This is a genomic window from Amycolatopsis albidoflavus (assembly GCF_039525725.1).
In the GTDB taxonomy this organism is placed as follows: domain Bacteria; phylum Actinomycetota; class Actinomycetes; order Mycobacteriales; family Pseudonocardiaceae; genus Amycolatopsis; species Amycolatopsis albidoflava.
In genome coordinates this window covers 119,536-135,410 of record NZ_BAAAHV010000033.1, presented here as the reverse complement: position 1 = coordinate 135,410, position 15,875 = coordinate 119,536, and the positions used below count along the sequence as shown (strand labels likewise).

The window sequence follows — 15,875 nt, the reverse complement described above, 5'->3', positions numbered from 1 at the left end:
GAGAATAGGTCCGATGCGCATCGACCTGCACGCCCACTCCACGGCCTCCGACGGTACCGACAGCCCTGCCGAGCTCGTCGGCGCTGCCGCGCGTGCCGGTCTCGACGTCGTCGCGATCACCGACCACGACACCACCGCGGGCTGGGAACCGGCCGCCGCGGCCCTGCCCGCCGGGATGACGCTCGTGCCGGGCGCCGAGCTGTCGACGGTCTCGATCGACCCGGACACCGGCTACGAGATCAGCGTGCACCTGCTCGCATATCTCTTCGACCCGACCGCGCCCGCGATCGTCGCGGAGCAGACGCGGCTGCGCGTCGAACGGCGCACCCGGTTGCGGCGGATGGCCGAGCGGATGGCCGCCGACGGCCTCCCGGTCGACGCCGACGAAATCCTGAGCCTGCTGCCCGAGGACTCGCCCGCGGGACGGCCGCATCTCGCGCAGGCGCTCGTCCGCGCGGGTCTGGTCAGCTCCGTCGACGAGGCTTTCGCCGACTACCTGCACAGCCGCCGCGGCTACTACGTCGCGCGCCGCGACACTCCGGTCGAGGAAGCGATTGACATGGTCACCGCGGCCGGCGGGGTTACCGTGATCGCGCACCCCTTCGCCTTCAGCCGCGGCGCGACGATCAGCGAGGACACCCTGCGCGATCTGACGGCTCGCGGACTGACCGGCGTCGAGGTCAACCATCCCAACCACGATCCGGCGACCCGGGCGCGCACCCGCGAGCTGGCCGACGAGCTGGGCCTGATCCGCACCGGGTCCAGCGACTACCACGGCACGAACAAGACCATCGGGCTCGGCCAGGAGACGACCGAGCCGGATCAGCTGGAGGAATTGGTGGGGCGGGCGACCGGCTTCCAAGTGGTGAAGGGCTGAGATGGCCGTCTCGGATTTCTTCGACGCGAAGCTCTTCATGAGCGCGACGATCACTCTCGTCGTGATCATGGACCCGCCGGGCACGGTGCCGGTGTTCCTGAGCCTGGTCGGCCGCAAGCCGATGGCCACGCGGGTGAAAGCGGCCCGGCAGGCGGTGCTGGTGTCGCTGCTGGTCATCTCGCTGTTCGCGGTGGCCGGGCAGGCGATCCTGGCGTATCTGGGGATTGGGATTCCAGCGCTTCAGGGTGCCGGTGGCCTGCTGCTGTTGCTGATCGCGTTGCAGCTGCTTATGGGCAATGCGGGGAGTAATGAGCCCGAGGCGGCCGAGGACGTCAACGTCGCCCTCGTTCCCCTTGGCACGCCGCTGCTGGCCGGTCCTGGCGCGATCGCGGCGACCATCGTGTTCGTCCGCCAGGCCGACGGTCATCTTGGCGCGTACATCGCGCTCGCGCTGGCGATCGTGACCGTGCATTTCGTGCTGTACACCTGCATGCGGTTCTCCGGCGTGGTCATCCGGCTGATCAAGGAAAGCGGCATCACGCTCCTGGCGAAGATCGCCGGCCTGCTGCTCGCCGCGATCGCGGTCGAGCTGGTCGCGAATTCGGTGCAGGGCTTCATCGCGGGCGGCTAGCCCACGCCGGAAAGTGTCGGTGGGGGTGCGTAGCGTGGGCGTCGATGGAAGGGGGCGGCGTGAAAGAACAGATGGGGTTCGACTTCGGCGTCGAGCAACCGCAACGGCTCACCAAGGTGTCGCCGGCGCGGCTGAGCACCTTTGACGATTGCCCGCGCCGGTACCGGCTGGCTTATCTCGACCGGCCGACGCCGCAGCGCACCGGGCCGTGGGCGCACAGCACGCTGGGCGCGGTGGTGCACAACGCGTTGCGGGCGCTTTTCGACCTGCCAGTGGCGAAACGGACGCCGCAGCGCGGGATCGCGCTGGTGTCCGAGCACTGGAAGGACGCCGGTTTCGCCGACGATGACCAGGCCGCGCGCTACCGAGCGCGAGCGAAAGGCTGGGTCGCGGAGTACGTGGAGGACAACGACGTCAGCGACGATCCGGTGGGATTGGAACGCTGGGTCTCCGCGCCGGTCAGCACCACCGGCGGCCGCCCGACGATGATCATCGAGGGCAGGGCCGACCGCATCGACCAACGCGGCGGCGAACTGGTGATCGTGGACTACAAAACCGGCCGCCGCGCGCCGGACGAACACGAGGCGAGGGCTTCGCAGGCGTTGGCGATGTACGCCGTAGCCTCGACGCGCACTTTGCGCATGCCGTGCACGAAGGTCGAGTTGCACCATTTGCCGTCCGGCACGATCGCCGCGGCGGAACACACCCCGGAAACCCTGAAGCGGCACCTGGAACGCGCCGAGGAGACCGCCGGGGATGTGCGGTTGGCAGCAGATACCCTTGAGGCAGGCGGTGACGGAGACACGTTGTTCCCCGCCCGCCCCGACCGCCGCTGCGCATGGTGCGACTTCCGCCCGAGCTGCGTGGCGGGACAGCAGACCGCTCCTGCCGCGCAACCGTGGGATTTGCTTGCGCCGTAGGGGATTTCCCGAGACGTGGATGGGACCCGAGGATCGTGGCGTCACCGGAGATCGAGAAAGCGGGCCGGCGTGAGTCTGGGACCGGTTCTGAGCCTGGCGCAGGTGCTGGTGCAGGTGCTGGTGCCGGCTCGGCCGGGGCTCGTGCCGGTGACGAGGCGAGTGGTGCTAGCCGGAGTCGCGGCACCGCGGTTGACAGGCTGGGGGTTCGCGGGATAGCGAGGAAGGATTTTGCCGCTGTGGCAACGGATCTTGCCCCCGGACACGGCGGGGTTCGTGACGGACGCCGTGCCGAGGACGCCAGCGCCCATGCGGGGAACGACCGCGCGGACAGCGATGGCGCGGGCGACGCGACGTTGAACGATGGCGGTGCATCATCGCACGGTCATGCGGTCGAGGACCGTGCAGGAGCTGATTCGGCGGCGGAGAAGCACACGGCAGCGGAATCGCGGAGTTCAGCGCGGGATGACAACGCTGCGGAGGGCTACGCGGCTGGGGTTATCCATGACTCAACGTCGACCAACAGCGCCGACGTAAGACCCGCGGCTGCGCTTAGCCACGAAACAACCGACCAACGCAGCACAACCGGCGGCGATGAAGCGTCAGTCGAAGCGGCACCCGCGCACCCCGGGCACTCCGGAAGGCCGAAGGCTCGCGGGCGGTGGTGGCGAGGGTTCACCGGGTCCGTCGCCGCGGGGATGGCAGTCCTGGCCATCGGGGTGCTGGTCGTCGGCGTGTTGTGCCTAGTCAAAGGAGCGTCCGGACCCGGCGTGCTCAAGCTGGTCGGACATCCCCTCGCCGCGGTGATTGTGCTTGCGCTGCAACGAATCGCCGACCGTCGGGCCGGGAAAGTGGCGGCGGTGGCGGGGGTTGGCGTCGTGGCCGTCGCGGGGGCGGCGTTCTGCGTGTTGTGGTGGTTCTGAGGCGGTCAGCGCAGGGCGGCGACAGTCGGGCCGCGTTGTTCCAGCAGTACTGGGCCTAGTGCGGTGAGGCGGATCGGTCCCGTGTAGGCGCCGCGGTCGACGCCGACTGTGCGTAGCGTTGCGCCGTTCGTTTCGTTCAGTACGGCCAGGCCGCCGCGGATCGGGACTACCAACTGGGTCGCGAAGGTGATTCCTGGGCCGAGCGTGCCGTCCAGGGTCCAGCGGGGCGAAAGGTCGTCTCGGGACAGCGCGACGGTTTTTGAGCCGGTGTACCAGTAAATCCCGGCCGCGGTACGGGTCGTCGCTTCGGTGCCGCCGACCGGGTCGTTCGCTACGTCCGAGGCGGGGAGATCCATGGGGTACGCGGCTTTTTGCGAACCGTCCGCGCCGTAGACGACGTACAGCTTCTGATCCGGCAGCAGGACACCGGTGAGGTCGCCCGACATCGCGATCACTCGGGCCCGCTTGCCGGCCAGCAGGGCGGTGTAGGTGACCTTCGGTTCGTCCTCGTGCTCGGCGGTCGCCTTGTAAATCGTCAGGCGATCCGTGCGGTCGCCGGGGCAGCGTTCGATGACGCCGATTTTGTCGGCGGCCATTGCTACAGTTCCGTAGGTGCAGTTGGGGCGCGGTTGCTTGTTCGCATTTTGCAGGAACGGGACTTTGCCGTACTCCATGCTCTTCACGAGATCGTCGCGCCACGTGTCGAGGAGATGTTTGCCGGTGGTCGTGACGTGGCTGCCGTCGCTGACGAGGCGGGTGCCCAGTTCGGCGTCGCCGTTGCGCTGGGCGGTGATGCGGCCGGTGGCGGGGTCGAGCTGAGTGACCTCGCTGCAGCCCATTGCCTTGTGGTACACGGCGTTCACCCGGCCCCAGGCGGCGTCCACAGTGCACAGTTGCAGGTTTTCGCGGGTGTAGTGCCAGCGGACCTGCCCGGTGAGCGGATCGCGTCCGGCGACCTCGCTGCCGTCCGCGGTGGTGACGGTGTCGGACTGTCCGATCGGGATGGGCGTCGCCGAGCTCGGGGCCTGCCACAGCTGCGTCATCGACCCGGGGACCGCCGTCGGCGGCGAGGGGAGGGCGTGCGGCGGATCGGCCAGGGCGCGGCTGGTGTGCAGGTTGTCGCTGGTGCCGGCGACGATCGCGGCGACCACCGCGACCACGACGACGATCGCCCCCGCGATCACCCGGTCCCGGCCTCGGTTCCACGGCGAGCGGCGGGCTTTCCCCGGCGGCGCAACGGGATCCGCGGCGGATGATCGGGGGAGGAGGTTTTCGGAACCGTAGGCGGGGGTGCTGGTGACCCCGGCGTCGGTGACGCGCGCGATCGGGCCGGTTTGTTCCTCGGGGGTGACCGGCGGGATCGCCGCGTGGGCAGCTGCGTGCCGGGGAGCCGACGTGGGCGGTTCGGCGGAAGCATCTTCGACAGTTGGCGCGACGGGGCCTGCGACCTGCGAGCCGGGCGCGGAGGTGTTTCCGGCAGCGTCGCCGGAGACTGGCGCGGCGGAGCTTGCAGCGGCGTCGGCCGGCGTGACTGGGTCCGTTGCGTGGGAGCCGGGAACGGCTGGGGCAGCGGGTTCGGCCGAGGCTGGTGTGGTGGAGCTTGCCGCGGCATCGTCTGGTTCGCCAGAGGCCTTTTCGGTGCCTGGCGTGACTGGGCCCGTTGCGTGCGAGCCGGGAACAGCTGCTGGAGCAGGGGGTTCGGCCAAGGCTGGCGCGGCGGAGCCTGCAGCGGCCTCGGTTGGTTCGGAGGAGGTCGCGTCAGAGCGGCTACCCGAGGCTGCCGAGGCCGGATTGGCGCCCGGTGAAGTCAGTTCGGCGGAAGCCTTCTCGCCCGTGCCGCTGGAAGCCTGCAGACCGGTGTCCCCAGCCGACGGAGCAGCAGAGGCCGACTCGTCCGAACCCGCCCCAGCACCCGAACCAGCATCCTCATCCGAGACGTGCGCCCCGGCCGGAAGGTCCGGCCGGGGGCGTTCGTCGGGATTCGCGGGAGTGCCCGCTACGTTCGATCCAGGTTCGGGGGGTGTTTCGCCGTTCCCGTGGTCGTTCACGTAACTGACTCCCCGGTGTGTCGCTCAGTCTGCCGACGCAGGTGTATCAGATGCGGACGGACGGCGGCGACGGCGTCGGCGTGCCGGGCGGTCTCCGGTTTCGCCGGAGTCGGACGTCGTCGCGGGGGTGGCGTTGCCGGTGGACGTCGCCGGGCCGGTCGCGTCCGCTCCCGAGCGGGTGCGGCGGCGCGGGGTCCGGGGGCGGTCTTCCTGCTGGTCCGGACCCGACGAACCCGACGAGGCGGGAGCGGCGGCGTCCGCGGCTTCGATAGCCGCGGCCGAGCGGGCGCCACCGCGGGTCCGCTTGCGCGGGGCACGGTTGCGCTTGCGCGGAGCCTCGTCCTCCGAAGCAGAAGGCGAAGCAGGCCCGGAAGACCCACGACGGCCTCGGCGCTTGCCGCCCAGGTCCTCTTCCTTCTCCGCGGACAGGCCGGCTCGCGTGCGCTTCGACAGCGGCAAGCGGCCCTTCGTGCCCTCGGGGATGCCCAGGTCGCTGAACAGGTGCGGCGACGACGAGTACGTCTCCACCGGCTCCGCCAGGTCCAGGCTCAGCGTGTCCGAGATCAGCTTCCAGCGCGCTTCCTCGTCCCAGTCGACAAGAGTGACCGCGACGCCCGTGCGGCCCGCGCGGCCGGTCCGGCCGATGCGGTGCACGTAGGTCTTCTCGTCCTCGGGGCACTGGTAGTTGATCACGTGCGTGACGTCGTCGATGTCGATGCCTCGCGCCGCGACGTCCGTCGCCACCAGGACGTCCACCTTGCCCGAGCGGAACGCGCGCAGCGCCTGCTCGCGCGCGCCCTGGCCGAGGTCGCCGTGCACGGCGGCCGCGGCGAAACCGCGTTCGACCAGGTCGTCGGCCACCTTCTGGGCGGTGCGCTTGGTGCGGCTGAAGATCATCGTGAGCCCGCGGCCCTCGGCCTGCAGCGCCCGCGCGATCAGCTCCGTCTTGTCCATCGAGTGCGCCCGGTAGACGAACTGCGAGGTGCGCTCGTGGATCGCCCCGGCGTCGTTCTCCTCGGCCCGGATGTGCGTGGGCTGGTTCAGGAACGTGCGCGCGAGCGTGATGATCGGGCCCGGCATCGTGGCGGAGAACAGCATGGTCTGCCGCTCGTCCGGGACCATCCGGAGGATCCGCTCGATGTCCGGCAGGAAGCCGAGGTCCAGCATCTCGTCGGCCTCGTCGAGGACGAGCCCGCGGATCTTGCCGAGCACCAGGTGCTGCTGTTCGGCGAGGTCCAGGAGCCGGCCGGGCGTGCCGATGACGACGTCGACGCCCTTGCGCAGCGCCTCGATCTGCGGCTCGTACGGCCGTCCGCCGTAAATCGCCAGCGTGCGGATGCCGAGGTGCTTCCCGGCGCCCTTCAGGTCGTTCGCGACCTGGATGCACAGCTCGCGCGTGGGCACCACGACCAGCACCTGCGGGGTGCCGTCGCCGGGCACCTCGACGCGGTGCAGCAGCGGGACGCCGAAGCCCAGCGTCTTGCCCATGCCGGTGCGGGCCTGGCCGATGAGGTCGTCGCCCGCCATCGCGAGCGGCAGGGTCAGCGCCTGGATGGCGAAGGTGCGCTCGATGCCGGCTTCGCCGAGCGCTTTGACAATTTCGGGTTTCACACCGAACGACGCGAACGTCGGCGACTCCTCGGTCACCGGGGCACCGGCCTGCAGCGGGTGCGACGTGTCCAGCGCGGCCGGTCCGTTTTCGCTGTGCTCGAGGGCGACAGCGGCGGTGGCCTGCGCGGTTTCGGTCTGTTCGGTTGTGGACTGTTCTGCGGTCAGGGTGATCGCCTCTCTCGTGACCAGCGCGCACAGGCCGGTTGTCACTCGACACTCGACCGGGGGCCTGACTCGCACCTGCGGCCTCGTCTGCTGGAGGCCAGTGGTGCCGGAGCCGCCCTCCCGGGAATGCCGCTAGGAGGCGTGCACGCACACTTGCGGTGAACTCCGGTCGCTCTGGTGGCGCCAGCCGTTCGCCTGGTTCCCGCCGCTCCCGGGACCGCTGGGAAAAACGCGGTCCGGCGCGGCGAAGCTCTGTTTATCCGTCCGCAGTGTACCTGGTCAGCTGTTTTCCGGGGAATACCGGGAGCGGCGGCGCGGCGTGGGATCGGTCTCTTCGCGGCGCGGGCCTGCGGTTCGGCGATACCCTCGTCGCCGTGACCGACCCCGCTGAAGCCAGGCCTGCAGAAACCCCAGCGCCCGCCTCTTCTTCATCTGCGATCAGCGAAGGCGTCGTCGACCTGCTCGGCGTGATCGCCTACCTGGAGCTGTCCGCGTTCGACCGGATGGCCGAGGACGCCCGCAGCGCGCCGACGCTCGCCGGCCGCGCCGCGCTCGCCTCGATGGCCGCCGCCGAGATCGGGCACCTCGATCTGCTGACGAAGCATCTGGCCGCGAACGGCGTCGCGGTCGAGGACGCGATGGCGCCGTTCGTGTCGCAAGTGGACGCGTGGCACGGCTCCACCCGGCCGAAGTCGTGGCTGGAATCGCTGGTCAAGGCGTACGTCGGGGACGGGCTCGCGGCCGATCTCTACCGCGAGATCGCGAGCTGGCTCGACCCGGAGACCAAAGACCTGGTGCTGACCGTGCTCGCCGACACCGGGCATTCGGCGTTCGCCGAACGCGAAGTCGCGGCCGGCATCAAGGCCGATCCGAAGGCCCGCGACAAGCTCGCGCTGTGGGGGCGGCGGCTGCTCGGCGAGGCGCTCACCCAGGCGCAATACGTGGTGGCCGAGCGCGATGGCCTGGCCGAACTGATCGTCGCGGGCTCCGGCGATCTCGCGGGAATCGGCGCGCTGTTCCGCCGGTTGCAGCAGGGGCACACCAAGCGCATGCAGGCGCTGGGGCTGGGCTGAGCGAGTGGTCGCGAATCACCTGCTGGTCGCACGCCACCGGGGCGGCCCGCTTCGGTTAGCCTTGCCGGGCGTAGTCACAACGAGTTTTCAGCGGAGGTCCCACGTGGAGGTCAAGATCGGCATCAAGGACACGCCGCGCGAGCTGGTGGTGTCCAGTGGCCAGACTCCCGAAGAGGTGGAGAAGCTGGTCGCCGAGGCCCTGACGGCCGGTGACGGGCTCTTCCGCCTCAACGACGAGAAGGGCCGCAAGTACCTGGTCCCGTCCGACCGCATCGCGTACGTCGAGATCGCCCCGTCCGACGTCCGCAAGGTCGGCTTCGGCGTCGGCGACTGAGCCAGCCGAGCTTCAACGGTCCGTGAAGGGCCCTTGAGGGAATCTGATTCCCTCAAGGGGCCCTTCACGGCTTTTCGGGGACCGGTCAGGCGGTGGCTTCCTCGACCTCGGCCAGCGTCTTCGGGACCGCGAACGGCGGCGTGGACGTGCCGGTGAGCCGGTAGCGGCCCCACGGGTCCGGATCGGACAGCTCGCCCTCGGCGGTGTGCTCGCCGATCCGCACCTCGCACGCCTTCTTGCGCCCGCCGACCGTCTCGGCCAGCTTCGGGTCCGCGGCGACGCGGCCGTACCAGTGGTAATACCCGTCGATCGGCTGGAAATAGCCGCGCAGATCGACGTCCGCGGTGATCTCCGTGCCGTCGACGACCAGGGTCGCCGCGCCCGTGTAACCGTCTTCGTCGCTCATCCGGGGTCCTCTCGTCAGCCTGCGTCGGTGTCCGCGTCTTCTTCGGTGCGTCCGAGCTGGACGACCTTGTTCTCCTCGAGCGGCAGGTTCGGGTCGATCACCACGCCCTGCTGGCGGGTGAGCCCGTCGATCGCCGCCCAGATGATCTGGGTGAGGTACTCGACCACCGAATCGCGGCCCATCGAGCGCCGGTCCAGCCACCATTCGCCGGTGCTCTGGACCATGCCGACGATCCCGTGCGCCCACGGTTCGGCCGCGCCGGAGTCCATGTTGAACATCCGCATGTAGTCGCCGAGCAGCGCGGTCAGCGCGGTCGCGATGACCTCCTTGTCCTCCGCGACGACGTCCGAATCGGTGGTTTTGCCCGGCAGTCCGCCGTGTGCCAGCAAGCGGTACAGGTTCGGGTGTTCCTCGATGACGCCGAAGAACGAGTCGAGCGCCATCCGGATCCGCGGCACCGGCGCGAGTTCCGCGTTGATCGCCGGGATCAGCCGTTCGAAAAGGATCTCCGTGCCGCGCTGGCCGAGTGCGACGTACAGGTCGGCCTTGTCCTCGAAATGCCGGTACAGCACGGGTTTCGTGACGCCTGCTTCCGCGGCGACGTCCTCCATGCCGAGGTCTGGACCGTGCGCGTCGAGCGCGCGCAGAGCCGCTTCGACGAACTCCGCGCGGCGGGCGATGCGGTGCTTGCGCCAGCGATCGCGGCGGGCATCACCAGTACTGCCGGTGCTCGGTTCGGTGTCGGCTGCCTGCTTGCCGGACTGCTTGCTGGAGCGCTTGACACGTTCGATCACGAAGGTCATGCTACCAGAGGTAACTGTTACCGCAGGTTACATGTTCTGCGGCGACAGGCGGGACGCGGCTTCTCGATTCAACGGCGAGTCAGGCGCTGGAAGGGGCTGATGATGACGCGGACGCTCAAGGTGACCGACCGGGAGGCGACGGCACAGCGGTTGCTGAAGTCGGCGGCGAACAAGTTCTACGACCCGGACGTCGACATCGACTGGGACGCGCCGCTGGTCGAGGGCAAGCGGTACATCCTGCCGGAGCGCTCGTCGCTTTACGGCACTCCGCTGTGGGACCGGCTGAGCCCGGAGCAGCGGATCGAGCTGGGCAAACACGAGATGGCCAGCATCGCGACCACCGGGCTGTGGTTCGAAATCCTCTTGATGCAGATGCTGCTCAAGGAGGTCTACGAACAGGACCCGACGACGGCGCACGCGCAGTTCGCGCTCACCGAGATCGCCGACGAATGCCGGCACTCCACGATGTTCGCGAGGATGTCCGCGCGGATCGGCTGCCCGACCTACGGTCCGGTGCCGGTGCTGCGGCAGTTCGCGAAGCTGATGCCGACCATTTCCTACGGCCCGGCGCGCTACGGCGCGATCCTGGTCGCCGAGGAGGTGCTCGACCGGCTGCAGCGCGAGCAGATGAACGACGAGGAGATCCAGCCGCTGGTCCGGATGGTGAACCGGATCCACGTGCTGGAGGAGGCGCGGCACGTCACTTTCGCGCGGGAGGAAGTCACTCGCGGGATGGCGAAGCTGGGTCGCGCGGAGGTCGCCTACCAGCAGTTCAGCATCGCGTTGATCTCGTACTTCGTGACTCGGGCGTTCATCAACCCGAACGTCTACAAGGCGGTCGGGATCCGGCCGCGCGAGGGCGTCGAGACGGCGTTGAACAACCCGCACTGGCGCGCGACGATCGCGTGGGCGGGGGAGAAGATCATGCCGTTCCTGCAGGAGTCCGGTCTGGTCGGGTTGCCAGGGAAACCGTTCTGGCGCAAGTCTTTTCTGTTGCCGGAGGGCAAATGACTACCGTTGAGCGGCTCCGCAATCCGGCGCGGGAGCATCGGTTTGTGACCAGCGACGGCTGTGCGCTGCACGTCGAAGCGAGCGGTCCGGCCGATGCCGCGGTGACTCTGGTGCTGGTGCACGGCTGGACGCAGGACCACCGCACGTGGGACGGCGTCATGGACCACCTCGGCCCGGGCGTCCGGACGCTGCGCTACGACCTGCGCGGGCACGGCGGTTCCGCGCCCGCGACCAAGGAAACCGGGACGATTCCGCGGCTGGCCGACGATCTGGCCGAGCTGATCACCGCTCGCGTGCCGTCGGGTCCGCTGGTGCTCGCCGGGCATTCGATGGGCGGCATGACCATCATGGCGCTGGCCGAGCGGCATCCCGAACTGGTCCGCGACCGGGTCGTCGGGACGGCGTTCGTGGCGACGTCGTCCGGGCAGATGGACCGGATCACGTTGGGGCTGCCCGGAATGGCGGGCCAGTTCTCCGCGCGGTTCGAGCGCCGGCTGGCGAAAGCGTTGTCGCACCGCAAGGGCGAGCGGCTGCCGCTGAGCCCGGCGATGGTGCGTTCGGGCGCGCGGTTCCTCGTTTTCGGCGACCACCCGCGCCGCGCGGACCTTCGGCTCGTGGCGGACCAGCTGTTGTGCGCGCATCCGGCGAGCCTCGGCGCGTTCCAGGACGCGATTTCGACGCATGACTGCCGGGTCGCGCTCGCGACCTTGCGGGGTACCCCGTCCGTAGTGCTGGCAGGGGAGAAAGACCGGCTTTGTCCGCTTCCGCACGCGAAAGTGATCGCGGACGAGCTGCCGGACGCGGAGTTTGTCCGGTTCCCCGGGGCGGGGCACATGCTGCCGCAGGAGCGGGCGGGCGAGGTCGCGACGCGAATCGGGGCGTTGCTGCGCGTCTCGTGAGTGTTTACGCCGGTTAGAACCGGCATAAACACTCACGAGAGCCACACATTCGTAACCGTGCGCGTTCGCCTCTTTCGCGCTCGTACCTGACTGTCGGCTGTTCCCGGCCGCCCGGCGATGTCACGCTGGGTGGCTGGGATGTCGCCGACAGAACAGGACGGGCATGGGCCAGCCGCTGAGCGCGCACGTCAACCGGAGCCTGATGGCTATTTCCCGGCGAGCGGAGAGCGTGGACCGGCATACGCTGGCCAAAACCTACGTGGTGGCCGGGTCGTTTTCGGCGATGCTGCATTCGGCAGACCACCAAATCCTGTACGGCCGCCGCGGCACCGGCAAGACGCACGCCCTGCTGTACCTGGCCGATCTGGTCGAAGAGACCCACGATGTCGCCGTATACCTGGATTTGCGCACGATCGGTTCCACTAGCGGCCTGTACGCGAATCAGCAGCTTCCGGTGCCGCTGCGGGGTACTCAGCTGCTGGTCGACACGCTGGAAGCGGTGCACGAACAGCTGCTGACCACGGCGATCGAGACCCGGGTTTCCGACCAGGAAGACCTGTTGCAGGGCTTGGACGAGCTGACCGAGGCGGCGACGACGGTCGAGGTCGTCGGCAATGTCGAGCGGGAGACGACCGTCGGCGGTGCTGCGGAGAAGTCGACCGGCGCGGGCGCTTCCGCGTCCTGGGGGCCGGGCGGTCCGCGCGGTCAGGTGACGATGTCGGGCAGCAGCCGTCATTCGGTTACGGCGTCGGATCGGTTGCGGCGCACCGGGATCGAGCATCATCAGGTCATCTTCGGGCCGCTCAGCCGGGCGCTGGCGCGGATCACGGCCGCGTTGGCGCCGGCGCGGCTGTGGCTGCTGTTGGACGAGTGGAGTTCGATTCCCCTTGAGCTGCAACCATTGCTGGCGGATTTGCTGCGCCGCAGCGTGCTGCCGACCCGCGGGGCGACAGTCAAGATCGCAGCGATGGAACGCCGCTCCCGGTTCCGCGAACCAGGCCGCGAAGGCGATTACGTCGGCATCGAGGTCGGCGCGGACGCTGCCTCCGCGGTCAGCTTCGACGACGTGCTCCTCTTCGACCACGGCCGAAGCCAGTCGAGACAGTTTTTCGCCGAGCTCTTCCTCAATCACGTCCGACCGCGGATGCCGGTGACCGACGATCCCGCGGAATTCGTGGCCACCGCGTTCAGCCGCACCGCTTTTCCCGAACTCGTGCGCGCGGCCGAAGGCGTGCCCCGGGACGCGATCAACATCGCCGCGCTGGCCGCACAGCACGCGAACACCGCGACCATCGGGATCCGGCACGTCCGGCAGGCCGCGCAAGATTGGTACTTGCGCGACAAATACGCCGCCATCGCCGGGAACGAACCGGCGTCGACGCTGCTCCGCTGGCTCGTCGACGAGGTGGTGGGCCGTCGGCGTTCCCGCACTTTCCTGCTCGAACACACCGGTGGCGCGCACGATTCGGCGATGCGCGATCTGTACGACGCCCGGCTCGTGCACCTGGTGCGGCGCGGCATCGTCAGCCGGAAGCGGCCGGGAACGCTCTACGACGGGTTCGCCATCGACTACGGCTGTTACGTCGCTTTGTTGTCCGACGGAGAACAACCGTCCCGGCGAAGCAAATCCGACGCCTGGCTGATCGATCCGTGCGGCGCGCTGCCGGATCATCTCGAGCAGTTGCTGGTGGAACTGCCCGGAGCGGCCAGATCGGTGCCACGGCAGCGAAAACCGCGCGAGTGAGCTAGCGGAGCCGTTCGAGGGCGGCGACGGTGGCCGGGACGTCTTCCCAGATCGGGGAGTGCCCGGTCTCGACGGTGACGAGTTCGCTGTCCGGCAGGTGGTCGACGAGGTGCTGGGCGTCGGCGAGAGTGCGGGCCCGGTCGTGGATTCCGTGCAGCACCGTCACCGGGCAGCGGATCGACGCCAGCCGCGGCGTGAGGTCCAGATCCCGTTGGCTCGTCAGGACTTCCAGCGCGGCCTCGGCCGGGATCCGGGCGGCGTAGCCGAGCAGTTCGGCCCGCAGATCCGGCGGCAAGGGGACGGCGAAGGACCGGTCGAGCACGCCCGCGTGCAAGTCAGGACCCCAGGCGGAGGCGATCGCGGCGAGGATCCGGTCGACGTCGCCGTGGCCGCGCATGTGCGCGCCGGTGTTCGCGAGCAGCAGCCCGGACACCAGATCCGGCCGGGTGGCCGCGACGACCGTCGCGATACAGCCGCCGGTCGAGTGGCCGATCAGCGTGACCGGGCCGCCGTCGTGCTGCTCGATTCGGGAAGCGATCCGCGCCGCGATGTCCTCGATCCGCCACGGACCTGGCGCGGTCATCCAGTCGACCGCGTCCAGTTCGTCGGACAGGGCGGCCGCCAGCGGCGCGTAGATTCGCGGGCTGCAGAGCGTGCCCGGCACCGCCACGACGGGCACGGACTCAGTTGTCCTTGAGCGGGAACCCGCCGCCGATGCCGCGCCACGCGAGGTTCGCGGTGAGCGCCACGGCGTCCTCGCGGCTCATCGACTGGTTGTGCTGCAGCCAGTAGCGCGCGCTGACCTGGCTCATCCCGACCAGTCCGACGGCCAGCAGCCGGGCCTTCTCCTCGTCCAGACCGGCGTCGGAGGTGATCGTCTCGGTGATGGCCTCGACGCTGGCCGACGTCGCGCGGTCCACCGCTTCCTGCACGGCGGGCTCGCCACGCAGGTCGGACTCGAAGACCATGCGGAACGCGCCGGCGTCGTTGTTCACGAAGTCGAAGAACGCGCCGACCGTGGCCGGGACGCGCTGGCGGTTGTCGCTGGTGGAGTTCAGCGCGCCCTGCACGCGGCCGACGAGGTCGTCGACGTGGCTTTCGAGCAGCGCGATGTACAGGTCGAGCTTGCCGGGGAAGTGCTGGTAGAGCACCGGCTTGCTGACACCGGCCTCCTCGGCGATCTCGTCCATCGCCGCCGCGTGGTAGCCGTGCTCGGCGAAGACGCGCTGCGCGGCCGTCAGCAACTGGGCCCGGCGCTCAGTCCTCGGCAACCGGACGCCTCGTTGCAGTCGCGCCATCTCCGTCATTCTTCCTCCGTCCGCAGCCTTCGCCGGGCGGGTTCACCACCGCGTGAAGTGAACCTGACATTACTCGTGGGTACGCCCGAAATGCCAAGGGTCAGGCATCCTGGACTCGTGACGACCACGACCTCCCGCCCCACGGCCGCGGCGGCGGTCCGCCCGCCGGTGACCCAGGTGCCATTGTCGACTACGCCCCTTCCGCCGCTCGACGGGGCGCTGCCTGCCTGGCCGGGAACGGTCGAGGACGGCCTGCACATCCGGCACACGCCCGGCCCGGACGGCACGCCCGCGGTGTACGTGCACGGGCTCGGCGGATCGTCCACGAACTGGACCGACCTCGCCGCGCTGCTCGCCCCGACCGCTCCCGGACAGGCCGTTGACCTGCCCGGATTCGGCTATTCGGAACCGGCGGAAGGATTCGCGTACGGCCTCGACGACCACGCCGAGGTCATCGCGGGCCGGCTGGAGCAGATCGGAAAGCCGGTCCACTTGCTCGGCAACTCGATGGGCGGCGCGATCGCGCTGCTGCTCGCGGCGCGGCGCCCGGAGCTGGTGAGAACTCTCACCCTGATCTCCCCGGCGATGCCGGACCGCCGCCCGGACCCGCGCCGGCTGTCGGATCCGCTGATGGCGCTGGCCTACCTCCCGGTGGTCGGCGCCCGGGTGCGCCGCCGGATGGCCGGGATGACCGCCCGCGAACGCGCCGCGCAGGTCATCAAGCTGTGTTTCCACGATCCGTCGCGCTTCCCGGACGCCCGGCTGGACGAACTGGTCGAGGAGCACGCCGCGCGCGCCGGCTTCCCGTGGGCGCTGGCCGCGATGGAGCGGAGCACGTTCGGCATCTTCCGGCGCTGGACCGCGCTCGGCTCCGCGTCGCTGTGGTCGGTCGCCAAACAGGTCGAGGCGCCGACGCTGGTGGTCTGGGGACTCCACGACCGGGTGATCTCGGTCAAGCGCGCGCTGCGGACCGCGCAGACGATTCCGCACGCCCGGATGCTGGTGCTCCCGCGCACCGGACACGTTGCGCAGATGGAACGTCCGCAGGTGGTCGCGCGGGCCGTGCTCGGTCTGTGGGAGGGCGCGGACCGGGGCTCCTGGTAGCTCGAACGGGGGACCGCGGATCGCCGGGGAG

16 protein-coding genes are annotated in these 15,875 nt (G+C 69.6%); 10 read left to right on the top strand and 6 right to left on the bottom strand.

From position 1 onward, the window contains the following. Positions 1 to 13: 13 nt before the first annotated feature. From ABD156_RS46945 to ABD156_RS46930, 4 genes are all read left to right on the top strand, one after another. A complete protein-coding gene (locus ABD156_RS46945) occupies positions 14 to 877 on the top strand; it encodes a PHP domain-containing protein (protein WP_344288577.1) in 864 nt (287 codons plus the stop codon). Between the two features lies 1 nt (position 878). Then, positions 879 to 1,508, top strand: a complete 630-nt coding sequence (locus ABD156_RS46940) for a MarC family protein (RefSeq protein ID WP_344288575.1) — start codon at positions 879 to 881, stop codon at positions 1,506 to 1,508. A 71-nt stretch (positions 1,509 to 1,579) separates the two neighbouring features. After that, the gene (locus tag ABD156_RS46935) at positions 1,580 to 2,428 is read left to right on the top strand and encodes a RecB family exonuclease (RefSeq protein ID WP_344288907.1); all 849 of its coding nucleotides are present in this window, start codon (positions 1,580 to 1,582) and stop codon (positions 2,426 to 2,428) included. Between the two features lie 695 nt (positions 2,429 to 3,123). Then, positions 3,124 to 3,348 (top strand): hypothetical protein, encoded by a 225-nt coding sequence (locus tag ABD156_RS46930; RefSeq protein WP_344288574.1) that lies wholly within the window; start codon positions 3,124 to 3,126, stop codon positions 3,346 to 3,348. A 5-nt stretch (positions 3,349 to 3,353) separates the two neighbouring features. Here the strand turns inward: ABD156_RS46930 and ABD156_RS46925 are convergent, their stop codons facing one another. Both ABD156_RS46925 and ABD156_RS46920 read right to left on the bottom strand, forming a co-directional pair. Continuing rightward, positions 3,354 to 4,673 carry an Rv3212 family protein gene (locus ABD156_RS46925; protein WP_344288905.1) on the bottom strand — a complete coding sequence of 440 codons (1,320 nt, stop codon included), beginning with the start codon at positions 4,671 to 4,673 and terminating at the stop codon, positions 3,354 to 3,356. Between the two features lie 747 nt (positions 4,674 to 5,420). Next, positions 5,421 to 7,043, bottom strand: coding sequence for a DEAD/DEAH box helicase (locus ABD156_RS46920; protein ID WP_344288903.1), 1,623 nt, complete (start codon positions 7,041 to 7,043; stop codon positions 5,421 to 5,423). A 566-nt stretch (positions 7,044 to 7,609) separates the two neighbouring features. Here ABD156_RS46920 and ABD156_RS46915 point away from each other — a divergent pair. Together ABD156_RS46915 and ABD156_RS46910 are read left to right on the top strand one after the other, a co-directional pair. After that, the gene (locus ABD156_RS46915) at positions 7,610 to 8,245 is read left to right on the top strand and encodes a ferritin-like fold-containing protein (protein WP_344288901.1); all 636 of its coding nucleotides are present in this window, start codon (positions 7,610 to 7,612) and stop codon (positions 8,243 to 8,245) included. 103 nt (positions 8,246 to 8,348) lie between these two features. After that, positions 8,349 to 8,579, top strand: coding sequence for a DUF3107 domain-containing protein (locus ABD156_RS46910; protein ID WP_009072973.1), 231 nt, complete (start codon positions 8,349 to 8,351; stop codon positions 8,577 to 8,579). A gap of 85 nt (positions 8,580 to 8,664) precedes the next feature. Here the strand turns inward: ABD156_RS46910 and ABD156_RS46905 are convergent, their stop codons facing one another. Then, on the bottom strand, positions 8,665 to 8,985 hold the full coding sequence (locus ABD156_RS46905) for a DUF4873 domain-containing protein (RefSeq protein WP_344288573.1): 321 nt from the start codon (positions 8,983 to 8,985) through the stop codon (positions 8,665 to 8,667). 14 nt (positions 8,986 to 8,999) lie between these two features. Next, positions 9,000 to 9,788 carry a TetR/AcrR family transcriptional regulator gene (locus tag ABD156_RS46900; RefSeq protein ID WP_344288572.1) on the bottom strand — a complete coding sequence of 263 codons (789 nt, stop codon included), beginning with the start codon at positions 9,786 to 9,788 and terminating at the stop codon, positions 9,000 to 9,002. 102 nt (positions 9,789 to 9,890) lie between these two features. On the opposite strand from ABD156_RS46900, the gene ABD156_RS46895 reads away from it, so the two are divergent. The 3 genes from ABD156_RS46895 to ABD156_RS46885 all read left to right on the top strand — a co-directional run bounded on the left by ABD156_RS46895 (position 9,891) and on the right by ABD156_RS46885 (position 13,442). Continuing rightward, positions 9,891 to 10,799 carry an AurF N-oxygenase family protein gene (locus tag ABD156_RS46895; RefSeq protein WP_067586114.1) on the top strand — a complete coding sequence of 303 codons (909 nt, stop codon included), beginning with the start codon at positions 9,891 to 9,893 and terminating at the stop codon, positions 10,797 to 10,799. Then, positions 10,796 to 11,698 (top strand): alpha/beta fold hydrolase, encoded by a 903-nt coding sequence (locus tag ABD156_RS46890; RefSeq protein WP_344288569.1) that lies wholly within the window; start codon positions 10,796 to 10,798, stop codon positions 11,696 to 11,698. Before ABD156_RS46895 ends, ABD156_RS46890 begins: the two co-directional genes overlap by 4 nt. A gap of 163 nt (positions 11,699 to 11,861) precedes the next feature. Then, positions 11,862 to 13,442, top strand: coding sequence for an ATP-binding protein (locus ABD156_RS46885; RefSeq protein WP_344288566.1), 1,581 nt, complete (start codon positions 11,862 to 11,864; stop codon positions 13,440 to 13,442). A gap of 1 nt (position 13,443) precedes the next feature. Here ABD156_RS46885 and ABD156_RS46880 read toward each other — a convergent pair whose 3' ends face one another. Both ABD156_RS46880 and ABD156_RS46875 read right to left on the bottom strand, forming a co-directional pair. Beyond that, positions 13,444 to 14,121, bottom strand: a complete 678-nt coding sequence (locus tag ABD156_RS46880) for an alpha/beta fold hydrolase (protein ID WP_344288564.1) — start codon at positions 14,119 to 14,121, stop codon at positions 13,444 to 13,446. Positions 14,122 to 14,125: 4 nt separating this feature from the next. Further along, positions 14,126 to 14,749 carry a TetR/AcrR family transcriptional regulator gene (locus tag ABD156_RS46875; RefSeq protein ID WP_067585865.1) on the bottom strand — a complete coding sequence of 208 codons (624 nt, stop codon included), beginning with the start codon at positions 14,747 to 14,749 and terminating at the stop codon, positions 14,126 to 14,128. Between the two features lie 108 nt (positions 14,750 to 14,857). Here ABD156_RS46875 and ABD156_RS46870 point away from each other — a divergent pair, with 108 nt between their 5' ends. Then, a complete protein-coding gene (locus tag ABD156_RS46870; protein ID WP_344288560.1) occupies positions 14,858 to 15,844 on the top strand; it encodes an alpha/beta hydrolase in 987 nt (328 codons plus the stop codon). Positions 15,845 to 15,875: the final 31 nt, after the last annotated feature.